Annotated in this window: 11 protein-coding genes; 7 read left to right on the top strand and 4 right to left on the bottom strand. The window is 72.7% G+C overall.

What is annotated here, in order from left to right:
* The first annotated feature begins 33 nt into the window (after positions 1 to 33).
* From ABD080_RS05560 to ABD080_RS05580, 5 genes are all read left to right on the top strand, one after another.
* Positions 34 to 1,821 (top strand): MFS transporter, encoded by a 1,788-nt coding sequence (locus ABD080_RS05560; RefSeq protein WP_343903937.1) that lies wholly within the window; start codon positions 34 to 36, stop codon positions 1,819 to 1,821.
* A 297-nt stretch (positions 1,822 to 2,118) separates the two neighbouring features.
* Positions 2,119 to 3,672, top strand: coding sequence for an LssY C-terminal domain-containing protein (locus tag ABD080_RS05565; protein WP_343903938.1), 1,554 nt, complete (start codon positions 2,119 to 2,121; stop codon positions 3,670 to 3,672).
* 40 nt (positions 3,673 to 3,712) lie between these two features.
* On the top strand, positions 3,713 to 5,158 hold the full coding sequence (locus tag ABD080_RS05570) for an APC family permease (RefSeq protein ID WP_137769522.1): 1,446 nt from the start codon (positions 3,713 to 3,715) through the stop codon (positions 5,156 to 5,158).
* A 37-nt stretch (positions 5,159 to 5,195) separates the two neighbouring features.
* Complete coding sequence (locus ABD080_RS05575) at positions 5,196 to 5,633, top strand: universal stress protein (protein WP_137769523.1); 438 nt, start codon at positions 5,196 to 5,198, stop codon at positions 5,631 to 5,633.
* A gap of 200 nt (positions 5,634 to 5,833) precedes the next feature.
* Entirely contained in the window at positions 5,834 to 8,413 is a 2,580-nt protein-coding gene (locus ABD080_RS05580) for an alkaline phosphatase PhoX (protein WP_377827276.1), read from the top strand.
* 62 nt (positions 8,414 to 8,475) lie between these two features.
* On the opposite strand, the gene nhaA is transcribed toward ABD080_RS05580, so the two are convergent.
* Positions 8,476 to 9,882: a Na+/H+ antiporter NhaA gene (gene nhaA, locus ABD080_RS05585; RefSeq protein WP_343903939.1), complete on the bottom strand. Its 1,407-nt coding sequence runs from the start codon at positions 9,880 to 9,882 to the stop codon at positions 8,476 to 8,478.
* 36 nt (positions 9,883 to 9,918) lie between these two features.
* Positions 9,919 to 11,421: a sodium:proton antiporter gene (locus ABD080_RS05590; protein ID WP_137769526.1), complete on the bottom strand. Its 1,503-nt coding sequence runs from the start codon at positions 11,419 to 11,421 to the stop codon at positions 9,919 to 9,921.
* 333 nt (positions 11,422 to 11,754) lie between these two features.
* Here ABD080_RS05590 and ABD080_RS05595 point away from each other — a divergent pair, with 333 nt between their 5' ends.
* The gene (locus tag ABD080_RS05595) at positions 11,755 to 13,191 is read left to right on the top strand and encodes an MFS transporter (protein WP_205750670.1); all 1,437 of its coding nucleotides are present in this window, start codon (positions 11,755 to 11,757) and stop codon (positions 13,189 to 13,191) included.
* Positions 13,192 to 13,284: 93 nt separating this feature from the next.
* On the opposite strand, the gene ABD080_RS05600 is transcribed toward ABD080_RS05595, so the two are convergent.
* Positions 13,285 to 14,355, bottom strand: coding sequence for an NYN domain-containing protein (locus ABD080_RS05600; protein WP_343903940.1), 1,071 nt, complete (start codon positions 14,353 to 14,355; stop codon positions 13,285 to 13,287).
* A 59-nt stretch (positions 14,356 to 14,414) separates the two neighbouring features.
* Here ABD080_RS05600 and ABD080_RS05605 point away from each other — a divergent pair, with 59 nt between their 5' ends.
* Positions 14,415 to 15,371, top strand: coding sequence for a PhzF family phenazine biosynthesis protein (locus ABD080_RS05605; RefSeq protein ID WP_343903941.1), 957 nt, complete (start codon positions 14,415 to 14,417; stop codon positions 15,369 to 15,371).
* Between the two features lie 103 nt (positions 15,372 to 15,474).
* Here the strand turns inward: ABD080_RS05605 and ABD080_RS05610 are convergent, their stop codons facing one another.
* Complete coding sequence (locus ABD080_RS05610; protein WP_343903943.1) at positions 15,475 to 16,236, bottom strand: DUF998 domain-containing protein; 762 nt, start codon at positions 16,234 to 16,236, stop codon at positions 15,475 to 15,477.
* Between the last annotated feature and the right edge of the window lie 41 nt (positions 16,237 to 16,277).

Genomic DNA, 16,277 nt, shown 5'->3' on the forward strand with positions numbered 1-16,277 from the left:
CAGGATCTGACGCTGCGTCATAACGTGGGGGTCATGAGAACGAACCGCCCCGCCCCCGGGGCGACCGCGCAGGCCGCCCCCGATCCCACCGCCCGAGCGGTGCCCGCGCCCGCCGGACCCGCCGGACCCGCCGACCCCGCCCGCCCGGCGCGGTCCGCCGGCCCCGACCCCGCCGCGGACCCCCGCCGCTGGAAGGCGCTCGGCGTGCTCGCCGCAGGCCTCGCGCTCATCGTCATCGACGGCTCGATCGTCGCCGTCGCCCTCCCGGACATCGTCCGCGACCTGGGCCTGGACCTCACCGATGCGCAATGGGTGTCCACGAGCTACGCCGCGGTGCTCTCCGCGCTGCTGCTCGTCGTCGGCCGGCTCGGCGACCGGATCGGACGGCGCCGGCTCTTCCTCGCCGGCACCGCCGTGTTCGTCATCGGCTCCGTGCTCGCCGCGCTCGCGGGCGGCGCCGGATCGCTCATCGGTGCGCGCCTCGTGCAGGGCGTGGGCGGCGCGCTCATCCTCCCCTCGACCCTCTCCACCGTGAACGCGACCTTCCGCGGGAAGGAGCGCGCGGCCGCCTTCGGCGTCTGGGGCGCGGTCATGGCCGGCGCCGCGGCCCTCGGCCCGCTCCTCGGCGGCTGGCTCACGAGCTCCTTCTCCTGGCCGTGGATCTTCGCGGTCAACGTGCCGATCGGCGCCCTCGTCATCGCCGGCACCCTCGCCTGGGTCCCCGAGACCCGGCAGGAAGCGGCCGACGGCCGCGCGGGGACCACGGGTGCGGCAGGCGCGGTAGGCGCGGCCGGAGCGGCGGGTGCGGCAGGCGCCGCCGCACCGGCACGGCTCCGGGCGCAGCGGCTCGACCTGCCGGGCGCTCTGCTCAGCGCGGCCGGCCTCGCCGCCCTCGTCATCGGCATCATCGAGGGGACGACGATGGGCTGGTGGACCGCGCAGGCCCCGCTCGCGATCGGGCCGCTGAGCCTCACCGGCCCCGCCGGCCTCTCCCTCACCCCCGTGCTGATCCTCGCCGGCCTCGCGCTGCTCGGCGCCTTCGCGCTCGTCGAGGCCCGCCGCGCCGCCGCCGGCAACGGGGTGCTGCTCGACCTCACCCTCTTCCGCCTGCCCGGCTTCGCCTGGGGCAACGTGACCGCCGCAGCCGTCGCCGTGGGGGAGTTCGGCCTGCTGTTCGTGCTGCCCCTCTACCTCGTGGACGTCGAGGGCCTGAGCCTGCTCGCCTCCGGTCTGGTGCTCGCGGCCATGGCGCTCGGTGCTTTCGCCTCCGGCAGCGCCGCCCGGCACCTCGCCGCGAGGATCGGCGCCCCCGCGACCGTGATCGTGGGGCTCGCGGCGGAGCTGCTCGGCGTGAGCGTCCTCGCGGGGGTGCTCCGGCCGGGCGTCCCGATCGCCCTGCTGGTCGTCGTGCTCGTGGTCTACGGCCTGGGCCTGGGCCTCGCCTCCGCGCAGCTCACCTCGACCGTGCTCGCCCCGGTGCCCGTCGCGCAGTCCGGGCAGGGCTCGGCCACGCAGTCGACCGTGCGGCAGCTGGGCACGGCGCTCGGCACCGCGATCTCCGGCGCGCTGCTGGGCGCGGGCCTCGCCTCCGGGGCGAGCGGCCTGACCGGCGAGGCGGCCCGCTACGGCCAAGCGCTCACCGACACCGCCGGCTCCGTGCTCCCCGCCCTGGACGGCACCGCGAGCAGCGCCGCGATCGCCCAGCTCGACCTCGTCTTCACCGACGGGTCGCGCCTCGCCCTCGCGGGTGCGGCGCTCTTCCTGCTGCTGGGCCTGCTCGGCGCGGTCCAGGTCGCCCGCGCCGCCCGCCGCCCCGCCTGAGCCGTCGCCGCTTCCCGCCCACCGCCCCGTCCGCCGCCCCGTCCGCCGCTCCGCCCCCGGCTCCTCGCGGGTACGGGACCTCTTCGTACGGGTCCCGGCTCTGAGGGGCCGACCCGTACGAAGAGGTCCCGTGGCCCGCGGGGCGGGGCGGGGCCGACGGGGCAGGGCCGACGGGGCCGACGAGGCCGACGGGGGCGAAGCGGGTCGCGGGGGGGCGCGCGGCGGGCGCGCCCAGGGCGGTCCCGTGCGTCGGCCCTACGATGGGGGCATGACCTCGAGCAGGCCGGGACGCCCCGGGTGACGCCGGCACGCCGCGCGCGCCTGTCGCCGCTCGAGCGCCCGGTCCCCGCGGAGCAGCCGGGGTACGACCACGATCGCGGGCACTCCCCGGTCGGCGGCCGTTTCGAGCTGTACGCGCTGCTGGACACCCTCTTCATCGTCGCGGGCCTCGTGGTCTCCGTGTGGCTCGCCGTGCTCTACCTGCTCGAGGGCATCTCGCTCACGCCGGCGCGGCTGCTGTACCTCGTGGGCTTCTGGGTGCTGCTCACGTACATCACCCTCCCGCGCCTGCACCAGGTGCTCACCTGGATGTACCTGCCGGACTACTTCTTCGGCCGCACGCGCACCACCGAGGGGGTGCTCTCCGATCCCGTGAACGTCGCGCTCGACGGCCCGGAGGAGGACCTCCACGTCGCCATGCGGCGCGCGGGATGGGTGCTCGCGGAGGAGCGGACCGTCGGCTCCGCCTGGGACATGATCCGCTCGACGCTGCTGCGCCGCTCCTACCCGGCCGCGCCCGTCTCCGACCTCTACCTCATGGGCCGCCGCCATGACTTCACGTACCAGCAGGAGGTGGGCGGCACCACCACGAAGCGCCACCACGTGCGGTTCTGGAGGATGCCACCGGACTTCGTGCTGCCCGGCGGCTACCGCAGCGACTGGCTCGCCGCCGGCACCTACGACCGCGCCGTCGGCTTCTCCTTCTTCACCCTCCAGATCACGCACCGCATCGACGAGAACATCGACGTCGAGCGCGACTACCTCATCGACACCCTGCGCTTCGCGGACCGCGACATCGAGGTCGAGGTCATCGAGGGGTTCTCCACCGCGTACCACTCGCGCAACGGGCAGGGTGACCGCTTCCGCACCGACGGCGACCTCCCGATCATCGACGTGGGCGGCGCCGCCGCTCGATCGGACGGCGCGACCGCGATGATGCTGCCGCGGCACCGCCCCACCGGCACCACCGTCATGAAGGCCCGCGCCTACGCGGCGACGCAGAGCGCGCTCGCCGCCGCCCGCGCGAGGACCGGAGTGGGGCCCAAGGGCGCCGCCGCCGTGCGCCCCGGGGAGCTCGCCTCCCAGTGGCACGGCACGGTCGACGACATCCACGAGGCCGTCGCGGGCGCCGTGGACCACCACCTCCCGCCGCCGACGGTGCTGTTCACCGCAGGTCTCGTGCTCCTGCAGGCCGTCCTCCTCGCCGTGCAGGGCGTGTCGATGCTCGCCGGCGCCGATCTCTCCCAGCGGTTCCCGGACGCGGAGGTCATGTTCCCCGAGCGCTCGACGCTGCTGCCCGTCGGGATCCTCGCCGCGGTCCAGCTCGTGCTGATGGTGGGGATCCTGCGCCGCAGCCGCTGGTCGCGCATCGTGCTCATGGGACTGTTCGCGGCGACCGCGATCACCCGGCTCGCCGTCTCGACGACGACCGCCGGGGACGTCACCCACACGGCGCTCGCCGCGGCCGGCGCCTCGGTGCTGGGACTGCTCGCGATCTCCTCCGACGCCTCCCGCCTCTGGGTGCGCACCCAGCGCCTGCCCACGCGCGTGACCGGGGACACCGTGGGGTAAAGTTCCCCCACCCTCTCCCCGAGCGGACGGAGCTTCCCCCATGAGCGCATCCCCGCGCCCGGCGCCCCCCACCGAGGGCGCGAGCGACCAGCCGGAGCTGAAGAAGGCGATCACGCCCAAGCTCCTGCTGCTGTTCATCGTCGGTGACATCCTCGGCACCGGCGTCTACTCCCTGACCGGAAAGGTCGCCGGCGAGGTCGGCGGCGCCGGCTGGCTGCCCATCATCATCGCCTTCGCCGTCGCGATGGTCTCCGCCCTCTCCTACGTGGAGATGGTGACCAAGTACCCGCAGGCCGCCGGTGCCGCGCTGTACGTGCACAAGGCCTTCGGCATCCACTTCCTCACCTTCATGGTGACCTTCGCCGTCCTCTCCTCCGGCATCACGTCGGCCTCCAACAGCGCGATCTTCCTCGCGGAGAACGTGCTGAAGGCCTTCGGCCTCGAGGAGAGCCTCGGTGACGCGGCCGCGCCGCTCACCACCGGCATCGCCCTGGCGTTCCTCGTGATCGTCGCGCTCGTGAACCTGCGCGGCGTCGCCGAGTCCGTGAAGGCGAACGTGGTGCTCACCGCCATCGAGATGACGGGCCTCGCGCTCGTCATCGTCGTCGGCTTCTTCACCGTCGCCCGCGGCCAGGCCGACTTCTCCCGCGTCATCCTCTTCGAGACGCAGGACGAGAAGGGCATGTTCATGGCGGTCATCGGCGCCACCGCCCTCGCCTTCTTCTCCATGGTGGGCTTCGAGGACTCGGTCAACATGGCCGAGGAGACCGTGGACCCCGTGAAGAACTTCCCCCGGGCCCTCATCACGGGCCTGTCGATCACCGGCGTGATCTACGTGCTCATCTCGATCCTCGCGGTCGCGGTGGTGCCGATCGGCCGCCTCACCGAGTCGACGACCCCGCTGCTCGAGGTCGTGAAGGTGGGCGCCCCCGGCATCCCGATCGACACGATCTTCGCGTTCATCTCGATCTTCGCGGTCGCGAACACGGTGCTCATCAACATGATGATGGCCTCCCGCCTGCTCTACGGCATGTCCAAGCAGGGCGTGCTGCCGGGCTTCCTGCGCGGGGTCCTCGCGAGCCGCCGCACCCCGTGGGCCGGCATCGTCTTCTCGACCGTGCTCGCCTTCGCCCTCGTGCTCTCCGTGCGCTACGTGCTCGCGGAGGACACGATCGCCGCCCTCGGCGGGACCACTGCGCTGCTGCTGCTGGCCGTGTTCGGCCTCGTGAACGTCTCGGTGCTGGTGCTGCGCAAGGACAAGGTCGAGAACCGTCACTTCCGCACCCCGACGGTGCTTCCGTGGATCGGCGCGGCGACCTCCTTCGCCCTGGTCACGCCGCTCGCGCAGCCCGCGCAGAACTACGTCATCGCGGGCGGCCTGCTGGCCGTGGGTCTCGTGCTCTACATCGCCACCTGGATCTACAACAGTGCGATCAAGGCGCGGCGCACCCGCTTCCACCACCCCGACGACATCGGTCGCGACTGACACCCGTCCCGTTCCTCCTCCATCACCGGGAGCTGCCATGTCCTCCACCCCCACCTCGTCGACCCCGACGATCCTGCTCGCCTACGTCCCCAGCGCCACGAGCGAGGCGGCGCTCGACTTCGCCGTCGAGGAGGCGGAGCGTCGCGGCGCCCGCCTGCTCGTGCTGGCCTCCGAGGCCGGCGCGGATCCCCGCAAGGGCCGTGCGGTGACCGATCCCCGTCCGCTCCCGGAGCGGCTCGCGGAGACCGGTCTCGAGGTCGAGATCCAGACCGTCGCGCGTCGTGACGACCCGGCGGACGACATCCTCGATGCGATCGAGGCGACCCGCCCGGACCTCGTGGTGCTCGGCATACGCCGCCGCACCCCGATCGGGAAGATCCTGCTGGGCTCGACCTCGCAGCGCGTGGTCATGGAGTCCACCTCGCCGGTGGTGCTCGTGAAGCCCGAGGGCTTCGTCGCGCCCCGCCGCCCCTGAGCGGGCCGCGTCACCGCAGCCTCGAGGCCCCGTCGGCACGTGCCGGCGGGGCCTCGCCGTGCCCGCAAGGGGCAGTCGGGGGCGAGTGTTCACCTCGCTGTCGCCTTCCCGTGCTCTGCCCCTCACTTTGCTGACGGAGAGTCACGACGGCCCGCCGCCCCGTGCCGGCGGGAACCCTCCCCGACAGCGAAGGAACCCCCGTGGCCCTCATCGACCTCCCCCTGCTCATGAAGGATCACGTGCGGGGCAAGCGCTCCGCCGTGACCTGCGCCCTGAAGTGCGGCAACGCGTGCACCAAGGAGACCTGCAACTCCTCGCACAACGACTACTTCCGCGACGTGGTCTCCGGCGTCCTGAGCCGCCGCCTGCTCCTGGGCGGCACCGCCGCCGGGGCCCTCGCGATCGGCGTCGCCGGCACGACCGGGGGCCTCGGCGGCATGGCCCCCGCGGCCGCCGCGCCGAAGGGCAGCAAGCTCGACTTCGAGGCGATCGCGCCCGTGGACTACACGCAGGACAGCTTCGTCGTGCCCGAGGGCTTCTCCTGGCACCCGGTCATCTCCTGGGGCGCGAAGCTGTGGTCCGACGCCCCCGACTTCGACTGGAACGCGCAGTCGGGCGAGGCGCAGGCCCGCCAGTTCGGCTACAACAACGACTACACGGAGATCCAGGAGATCCCGAACTCCTCGGGCAAGCGCGCCCTCATGTTCGTGAACCACGAGTACACGAACGAGAACATCATGTTCCCGGACTCCACCGACGCGAAGACCCTCGCCGAGGTCACCCTCGCCGCGCACGGTCTCACCGTCGTCGAGCTGAAGCGCGACTCGCGCACCGCGCCCTACGCCCCGGTCGTGGACAGCGAGTACAACCGCCGCTTCCTCTCCGACACCGAGTACGACTTCACCGGTCCCGCCGTCGGCTCCGACCTGCTGAAGACCTCCCAGTTCCCCAAGGGCCGCCACACCGAGGGCACCTTCGGCAACTGCTCGGGCGGCCTCACCCCCTGGGGCACACTGCTCTCCGGCGAGGAGAACTTCAACGGCTACTTCCGCACCGCCGGCACCTCCGCCGAGGACAAGCGCTACGGCCTCGGCGAGAACGACCTCGCCCGCGGCTGGCAGGAGATCGACCCTCGCTTCGACGCGACCACCGAGGGTCTCGAGAACTCCGTGAACCACTTCGGCTGGATCGTCGAGGTCGACCCGTGGGACCCGAGCTCCACCCCGCGCAAGCACACGTCGCTGGGCCGCTTCAAGCACGAGGGCGCGAACGTCATCGTCGCGGAGAACGGCAAGGTCGTCGCCTACTCCGGTGACGACGAGCGCTTCGACTACCTCTACAAGTTCGTCTCGGAGGGCTACTACGAGGAGGGGAACAAGAAGCACAACATGACCCTCCTGGAGAGCGGCGACCTCTACGTCGCGAAGTTCTCCGGCAACTCCCCGGCCTCCGAGATCGACGGCACCGGCGACCTCCCCTCCGACGGCGCCTTCGACGGCTCCGGCGAGTGGCTGCCGCTCGTCGTCGCCGGCGAGTCCAAGGTCGAGGGCATGAGCGTCGAGGAGGTGCTCGTCCACACCCGCCTCGCCGCGGACAAGGTCGGCCCCACCAAGATGGACCGCTGCGAGGATGTCGAGCCCTCGCTCAGCTCGCGCCGCGTCTACGTGGCCTGCACGAACAACTCCAACCGCGGCACGGACGGCAAGGCCGGCCCGGACGAGGCGAACCCCCGCACCGAGAACCGCGACGGCCACGTCGTCGAGATCGACGAGAAGGGCGACCAGACCTCGACGACCTTCGCGTGGAACCTGCTGCTCGTCTGCGGCGACCCGGAGACCGACCAGGGCACCTACTTCGGCGGCTACCCGGCGGAGAAGGTCTCCCCGATCTCCTGCCCGGACAACCTCGCCTTCGACTCCGTCGGCAACCTGTGGATCTCCACCGACGGCGCCCCCGACGGCATCGGCTACAACGACGGACTGTTCCGCGTGACCCTCGAGGGTGACGAGCGCGGCCGCGTCGAGCAGTTCGCCTCCATGCCCGCCCAGGCGGAGACCTGCGGCCCGATCGTGCGCGACAAGGACCGCACCGCCTTCGTCTCCGTGCAGCACCCGGGCGAGGACGGCACCTTCGACGAGCCCACCTCGATGTTCCCCGAGTACGACGGCGGCACCGGCCCCAAGCCCACCGTGGTCCAGATCCTCCCGACCACCTCCACGAGCCCCTTCACGGACGTCAAGCCAGGCCAGGAGCACTACGAGGCGATCGTGTGGGCGTGGGACAACCAGATCGCCAAGGGCTTCCCGGACGGCACCTTCCGCCCGACGACCCCTGTGAACCGCGACGCGATGGCCGCCTTCCTGCACCGCCTCGCGGGCGCCCCGAAGGTCACGCCGCCGCGCTCGGAGCCCTTCACGGACGTGAAGAAGGGCCAGGAGCACTACGACGCGATCATCTGGGCCTTCCAGAACGGCATCGCCGAGGGCTGGGGCGACGGGACCTTCCGTCCCACGCAGTCGATCACCCGTGACGCGATGGCCGCCTTCGTCTACCGCTACGCGGGCTCGCCCGACGTCGCCGCGCCCTCGAAGGCGCCGTTCACCGACGTGAAGCCGAGCCGGAAGTTCGCCAAGGAGATCGCCTGGCTCAAGGACCAGGGCATCTCCACCGGCTGGTCCGACGGCACCTTCCGCCCGTCGAACCCGATGAACCGCGACGCGACCGCGGCGTTCCTCTACCGGATGCGCCAGGAGAAGCAGATCGCCTTCAAGGCGGGCTGACCCGGCCGCCGCCGAGCAGCGGGACCCCGTGACGCGAGCCTGCGTCACGGGGCCCCGTGCGTTCAGCGGGCGCCGCCGCCCGGGGGCGTCCCGTCGGCCGCGGGGCCGGGGCCTGCCGCCGGCTCGGGGGCGAAGACGTCGGGCACGCCGTCGGCGTCCGCGTCGACCGCCTCCCGCTCCGCGATCCGCCGGTAGCGGCGATTGCGGGGCAGCAGCACCGCCGCACCGACGACGGCCGCGAGCACGGAGGCGGTGAGCACACCGACCTTCGCCGCCGCGTGCAGGGGATCGGAGGGGTCGAAGCTCAGCTCCGTCACCAGCAGCGACACGGTGAAGCCGATCCCGGCGACGCCCGCCATGCCCACGAGGTCCACCCAGCGGATGTCCGGGTCCAGGTGCGCGCCGCGCAGGCGCGTCACGAGGAAGGTGGCGCCGACGATCCCGAGGATCTTCCCGGCGACGAGGCCCACGACGATGCCGATCGCGACGGGGCTCGACCATGCGTCGAGCAGGCCGCTCACCCCGCCCACGGCGACGCCCGCGCTGAAGAACGCGAAGACCGGCACGGCGATGCCCGTGGAGAGCGGGCGGAAGCGGTGCTCGAAGGTCTGCGCGAGGGAGTAGCGCGCCCCGTACCGGGAGCGGGAGCGCACCGGGATCATGAAGGCGAGCACCACGCCCGCGATGGTCGCGTGCACGCCCGAGTTCAGGAACAGCGCCCAGGTGATCGCCCCGAGCGGCAGCAGCACGAGCCAGGCCGCGCCGTAGTGCTTCTTGAACAGCCACTCCGCCCGGTGCGCGACGAGCGCGTACAGGGCGATCGGGATGAGGGCGAGAGCGAGGTAGCCCAGGCGCAGATCCGCCGTGTAGAAGACGGCGATGATGATGATCGCGATGAGGTCGTCGACGATCGCGAGGGTGAGCAGGAAGGTGCGCAGCGCGGTGGGCAGGTGCGAGCCGAGCAGGGCGAGCACCGCGAGCGCGAAGGCGATGTCCGTTGCGGCGGGGATCGCCCAGCCCTGCAGTGCGCCGGGAGGCCCGGCGGCGGTGATCGCGACGAAGAGCAGCGCCGGCACGGCGACGCCGCCCGCGGCGGCGACCATCGGCACGAGCGCCTTGCCGGGGGAGCGGAGGTCGCCGGTCAGGAACTCCATCTTCAGCTCGAGGCCCGCGAGGAAGAAGAAGATCGCGAGCAGGCCGTCGGCCGCCCAGTGGCCGAGGGTGAGGCGCAGGTGGAAGTCCCCGATGTCGACGCCGACGTGCTGGTCGCGCAGGGCTTCGTAGGCGCCGGAGGCGGGGGAGTTGGCGAGGATCAGGGCGAGCACGGTCGCCGCGAGCAGCACGAGGCCGCCCGTCGTCTCGCGGGTGAGGATCTGCTCGATGCGCAGGTACTCGCGGTAGGTGCCGCGCTCGAGGATGCGCTCCGAGCGGCGGGCGGGGGTGGTCGAGGGGGAGGGGTGGTCGTTCATCCGGGCTCCTGGTGCAGGGTCGGGGTGGACGGTCGGTCAGTCCTCGCGGTGGCCGGGCTCGAGGGCGCCGACGGGTCGGTCGCGCTCCGCGGCGCCGCGCGGGAGCTGCCGGCCGGGCAGGGAGGCGCGCACGTCCGGGTCCAGGAGCGCGACGCCGACCGTGCCGTCGAAGGTGACGAAGAGGTGGGTGATGCGAGCCAGCAGCAGCGCCGTGAGGAAGACGCCCGCGATGGTGGTCCACGTGGACTGGGCGATGAACAGCAGCACCATCGCGACGAGCACCGGCACGAGGTACATGAAGGTGCGCTGCACGTACCCGCCGAAGCTCGGCATCTGCACGCCGCGGGACTCCGCCACGGACTTCACCATGAAGTTCGGGCCGTTGCCGATGTAGGTGATCGCGCCGCACAGCACGGCGCCCAGCGAGATCGAGACGAGGTAGAGATGGGGGACGTCCGCGACGCGGGGCTCCCCGGGCAGCTGCGTCGCCATCTCGAAGAAGGTCGCGTAGGTGGGGGCGTTGTCGAGCACCGCGCTCAGGCCGCCCGTGAAGACGAAGAGCGTGATCTCGTTCAAGGGGAGCTTCGGTGCGGCGTTCCGGAGCACCTCGAGCGCCGGCACCATCGTGAGGAAGATGCCGATGAACAGGGCGGCGACCTCCTTGATGGGGCCGAGCTCGAACTGGTTGTCCTCGTAGCGCACGGCCCGGTTCCCGAAGCGGAGGGCGGCCAGGGCGGCGCCCACCATGACGATCTCCCGCCACGGCACGAGGCCCGCGCCGTGGGCGTGGCCCTCGGCGAGCTCGTGGCCGTCCACGGAGGGGATGACGGCGACGGCGACGATGATGACCGCGAACCAGATCAGGCTGCTCGCCCCGGCGAGGCGCAGCGGGGTCACGTGCGTGCGGTCCGCCGCGACGTCCTCGGGGCGCTCGTGGGCGATGATCCGACGGTCCAGCGCCCAATAGGTCAGCAGCAGCAGCGCGTTGACGAACAGCCACATCGGGGCGAGGTGCAGCGTCCACGTGAACGGCACGCCGCGCAGCATGCCCAGGAACAGCGGCGGGTCGCCCAGCGGCGTGAGCAGCCCGCCGCAGTTCGCGACGATGAGGATCGTGAAGACGACGGTGTGCGCCGTGTGCCGGCGCTCGGCGTTCGTGTTCAGCAGCGGCCGGATGAGCAGCATCGCCGCCCCCGTGGTGCCGATGAAGCTCGCGAGCACGCCGCCCACGGCCAGGAAGATCGTGTTGGTGCGCGGGGTGGCGGCGATGTCGCCGCGCAGGAAGATGCCGCCGGAGACCACGAAGAGCGCGAAGAGCAGGGCGATGAACTGCAGGTACTCCACGCCGGCGACGGTGACGAGGTCGCCGCGGCCCGCGAGCAGCACGCCGATCGTGACGGGGACGCCGAGCAGCAGCGACCACAGCAGCTGGTTGCGCGGATGCTCCCAGTGCTTGGCGAGGGCGGGGACGAGCGGGGCGATCGCGATCGCCGCGAGCATCAGCACGAAGGGGGCGATGGACCAGGCGGGGAACGTCATGGGGACTCCTGGCGTGCGGGGCGGGGGCCGGGCTGCTTCAGGGCAGAGTAATCCCGACGCCGACCAGACTTCCCGGCACACCAGGCGGGCCGGGCTCTCCCGGGCGCGCCGCGATCCAGCATGGCACAGCCCGGAGCGGCCCGCGGAGGGTGCCCGGATCGTGAGGCGCGGAGGCGGGCCGACGCGCCGGGCGCCGGGGCGCGGTCGCGCATGAGGTGACGTGCGTACAGCCTCGACATGCTGTGACACCTGGTCAGATTCGCGGACGGGGGCCTAGGGTCGGAGCCCCGTCGCGTGCGAGGAACCGCCCCGCGCCACGATGATCGGAGAAACGTGAGCACGTCATCCGCAGATCAGGGCAGGTCCGAGCACCAGCCGCCCACCACCACGGGACCCATCCCCTTCGAGGAGCTCCCCGACCGAAAGACGATCCGCAAGGCCGTCGCCGCCTCGGCGCTCGGCAATGCGACGGAGTGGTACGACTACGGCGCCTACGCCGTGGTCTCCACCTACATCGCCTCCCACTTCTTCCCCGAGGACTCGTCCGGGCTCTTCTGGACCTACGCGTTCCTCGCGATCTCCTTCCTGGCCCGCCCCTTCGGCGGGTTCGTCTGGGGGCCGCTGGGGGACCGCCTGGGGCGCAAGCACGTGCTCGCGCTGACGATCGTGCTGATGTCGCTCGCGACCTTCCTCATCGGCGTGCTGCCCACCTACGAGACGGTGGGTGTCCTCGCGCCGATCCTGCTCGCGCTGCTGCGCGTCGTGCAGGGCTTCTCCACGGGCGGTGAGTACGGCGGCGCCGCGACGTTCATGGCGGAGTACGCACCGGACAAGCGTCGTGGCCAGTACGGCAGCTTCCTCGAGTTCGGCACCCTGGGCGGCTTCGCGCTCGGGACCGTCGTCGTGCTCGCCCTGCAGCTGATCCTGCCCGAGGCGGCGATGGAGTCCTGGGGCTGGCGCGTCCCGTTCTTCTTCGCGCTGCCGCTGGGCGCGATCGGTCTGTACCTGCGGACCCAGCTCGACGAGACCCCGGTGTTCCAGGAGCTGGACGAGGCCGGGGAGAGCCAGGAGTCGGCGACCCGTGGTCTGCGGGATCTCATCGTCGAGTACTGGAAGCCGATCCTCACCATGGCCGGTCTCGTGATCCCGCTGAACATCGCGAACTACACGCTGCTGACCTACATGCCCGGCTACCTCGAGACGAAGATCGAGATGAGCGCGAACCAGTCGCTCATCGTGATCCTCGTGGGTGAGGTGGCGATGATGGCGCTGATCCCGTTCTGCGGCGGCCTCTCCGACCGGATCGGTCGGAAGAAGCTCTGGTGGACCTCGATGATCGGTCTCTTCGTCGCGGCGCTGCCCATGTACTTCCTCATGGGGCAGGGGTTCGGATGGGCGATCCTCGGCTTCGCGGTGCTGGGCCTGCTGTACATCCCGCAGCTGTCCACGATCTCCGCGACCTTCCCGGCGATGTTCCCCGCGCAGGTGCGCTTCGCGGGCTTCGCGGTCACCTACAACGTCTTCACCTCGCTGTTCGGGGGGACGGCGGCGCCGCTGAACGAGTGGGTGGTCGGGAAGTCGGGGTTCCTCGAGTTCCCCGCCGTCTACGTCATGCTCGGCTGCGTCGTCGGCATGGTCGCGCTGTTCTTCGTCAAGGAGACGGCCGGTGCCTCGCTGCACGGCACGGACATCCCCGAGTCGGAGCCGGAGGACTTCGGCACGGAGGCGATCGCCGCCGAGGACCAGGCGCTCGACGAGGCCGGTCGCTGATCCTCCGGACCGGCTGACTCCGGGCCCGCACGGAACGACTGAGCCCGCCCCCACATCGGGGGGCGGGCTCAGCTCATGCGTGCGTGAGGCGGGTCAGCTCTTCTTCGAGCGGCGGCCGGAGCGGCCCGAGCTCGCTTGCTCCTTCTCCTGCTCGCGGGGGCGCACGAGACGCTCGTGCCCGGACTCCTCCATCTCCGCGATCTCCTCGTGGTCCAGGAGGAACTCGGAGAACGAGCGGTAGCCGAGGGCCTTCTCGCTGAATGAAGGGTCCATGCGGCGCATGAACGTCTTCACCATCGACAGGTGCATCCACTCGGCGTCGTCCCGCTCGCCCTGCTGCAGGGCGCGCGCGAGAAGGCGGCTCGCGGCGGCGGACTCCGCGGCGGCGGTCTCGGCGGCCGTCGGCCCCGGGGAGTCCTCCGACTCGGCGGTGTCGACGTGGGTCGGAGCGGCGGCGCTCGCCGGGGCCGACTCCGCCGTGGCGGCCGACGCGGACCCGGTCCCGCTGCCGGTGGTCGCGGCGGTGCCGGCGGCGTCGGAGGAGGTCTCCGTGCTCGCCTGGCTCTTGCGACCGCGGCGCGGCTCTTCCCCGGCGGGCAGCTCCACGCCGGGCAGGGTCTCGTAGGAGTCGAACTGGTCGCAGGCGGCGGCGAGGGACTTCGCGGTCGAGCCGGCGACGCCGAGGCCCACCACGTAGCGGCCCAGGCGGCGGCAGCGCTGCGCGAGCGGCACGTAGTCGGAGTCGCCGCCCACGATCACGACGTGGGTGAGGGCGGGGATGCGGAACATGTCCTCGACGGCGTCCACGGCGAGGCGGATGTCGGCCCCGTTCTTCGCGTAGGCCGCGGCGGGGAACAGCTGCACGAGGTCCACGGCGCGCGCGACCAGCTGGGCGCGGTAGTCGGCGTTGATGGGGGCGGACCAGTCCGCGTAGGCGCGGGTCAGCATGAGGGAGCCGAACGAGGTGGCGTGGTCGATGATCGCGCCGACGTCCACGGTGGCGCGCGCCAGGCGGTCGGCGATCTCCGGCTCGGTGGGATCGGCGGCGATGCGCTGGCGGTCTCGGCTGAAGGCGTGACGTCCGTGGACGCGGTCGTACCAGGACATGACGATGTTGTCGAAGTCGAGGTACACGGCGACACGGGGGTCCTGGGGATCCGGCATGGGGCTAGTCTGCCCCCTGGAGAGGCTGCGGCGCCCGCGCGGCCTGACAGGATGTGTCCATGCGCGCACGTTCCACCTCCCGCCCCTTCGCCCAGGTCGACGTGTTCGGGGCGTCCCCGTTCCGCGGGAACCCGCTCGCCGTGGTGCTCGACGCCGACGGCCTCGACGAGGCCGCGATGCGCGCCTTCGCCTCCTGGACGAACCTCTCCGAGACCACCTTCGTGCTCCCGCCCACGCAGGAGGGCGCCGACTACCGCGTGCGGATCCTGACCCCCTCCACGGAGCTCGACTTCGCCGGCCACCCCACCCTCGGCACGGCCGCCGCATGGCTCGCCGCGGGCGGCGTCCCGGCGGGGGAGCGGATCGTGCAGGAGTGCGGGGCGGGCCTCGTGGAGGTGCGCCGCGACGAGGCCGCGGGCACCCTCGCCTTCGCCGCGCCGCCCCTGCGCCGCAGCGGCCCGCTCGACGCGGAGCACGTGGGGGCCGCCGCCGCGGCCCTCGGCATCGACCCGGGCGCCGTGCGCGATCACGCCTGGGTGGACAACGGCGCCGGCTGGTGCGTGCTCGAGCTGGGCTCCGCCGCGGAGGTGCTCGCCCTCGCCCCGGATCTCGCCGCGATCCCCGCGCGCAAGATCGCCGCGCTCGGCGTGGTCGGGCCGACGGAGGCCGACGGAGGCGTCGGATCCGACGAGTCCGACGGGTCCGACGGGACGGATACGACCGGCGCCGCCGACGGCTCGGCCGGCGCGAGCGGCCCCGCCTACGAGGTGCGCGGGTTCGTCGCGGCGGATCCGGAGTCCGGCACCGCCGGCTACGAGGACCCGGTCACGGGCAGCCTCAACGCCGGCATCGCCCAGTGGATGCTCGAGCGCGGCGCGCTGACCCCGCCGTGGACCGCCCGCCAGGGCTCGGCCCTGCGCCGCGACGGCCTCGTGCACCTCGACGTCGACGCCGACGGCACCCTCTGGGTGGGCGGCACCGCCCGCGTGGACCTGCGCGGCAGCATCGACATCTGATCCGCGACGCCCGCTGGGGCGCGGCGCCCGCTGGGCAGCGGCGCCCGCTGAGCGCCGCCGTCGGAGGACGCCGCCCGGCCCGGCGCCGTCGGCCCCGCCGGTTTCAGGACTCGACGGCCCGTGGAGGGCGAGCCGCGATCGCGCCGAGCCCCACCACCCACGCGCTCAGCGTGAGCATCTGGGCCCGCTGCGAGACGCCGTCGAGCAGCTGCCACTGCGGTCGCAGGGCGACCACGAGATCCGCGCCGAGCTCGACCGCGCAGCCCGCCGCGACGACCGTGACCACCGGGCCCAGCCAGCGGGGCCGTTCGCGCGGGCGGCGGCGCAGCAGCATCCACGCGGCCCCCGCGCTCGCGACCATGCCGCCCACCGAGAGGATGCTCGTCCCGTCGTGGGCCGCGCGCTGCAGCGCCTCCGGGTCGAGCGCGCTCGAGGCCGTGAGCAGTCCGTCCGTCCCGGCCAGCGGATCCGCGGGCAGGGTCACGGCCGCGGCGAGGATCCCGCCCAGGGCGAAGGCCGCCGCCCCGCCCACGACGAGCCCCCGCCACCGCGAGACCGGCAGCACCGCGCGCACCGCGGGCAGCTGGGAGAGCACGAGCAGCGCCGCGAGCACGTCCGTGGTGCGCAGCAGCAGGGCGCTGCGGTGCCCGGGGATCTCGAGCACGCTCACCTGCTGCGCCCACTCGTGCGGGCCGGGCACCAGCAGGTCGATGAGGAAGTTGGAGTAGAGCACCGCCGCGACCGCCCCGGTGGCGAGGTGCAGGGTGCGGCGCGAGGTCAGCACGGCGCGGGCGGCCGATCGGCAGCGGGCGAGGACGCCGGTGCCCGGCACCCGGGCGCCGCGCAGCGCATCGTCCTGCAGCACGCGCCCACCTCCTGATCCGACCGCGATCCTCCGACGCCACC

The organism is Brachybacterium rhamnosum (assembly GCF_039526185.1).
Taxonomy (GTDB): domain Bacteria; phylum Actinomycetota; class Actinomycetes; order Actinomycetales; family Dermabacteraceae; genus Brachybacterium; species Brachybacterium rhamnosum.

Coding starts and splice junctions, on each gene's coding strand:
- ABD080_RS05590 (WP_137769526.1), bottom strand. CDS start 11,421: ATGACGTTCCCCGCCTGGTCCATCGCCCCCTTCGTGCTGATGCTCGCG.
- ABD080_RS05600 (WP_343903940.1), bottom strand. CDS start 14,355: ATGCCGGATCCCCAGGACCCCCGTGTCGCCGTGTACCTCGACTTCGAC.
- nhaA (WP_343903939.1), bottom strand. CDS start 9,882: ATGAACGACCACCCCTCCCCCTCGACCACCCCCGCCCGCCGCTCGGAG.
- ABD080_RS05575 (WP_137769523.1), top strand. CDS start 5,196: ATGTCCTCCACCCCCACCTCGTCGACCCCGACGATCCTGCTCGCCTAC.
- ABD080_RS05560 (WP_343903937.1), top strand. CDS start 34: ATGAGAACGAACCGCCCCGCCCCCGGGGCGACCGCGCAGGCCGCCCCC.
- ABD080_RS05605 (WP_343903941.1), top strand. CDS start 14,415: ATGCGCGCACGTTCCACCTCCCGCCCCTTCGCCCAGGTCGACGTGTTC.
- ABD080_RS05570 (WP_137769522.1), top strand. CDS start 3,713: ATGAGCGCATCCCCGCGCCCGGCGCCCCCCACCGAGGGCGCGAGCGAC.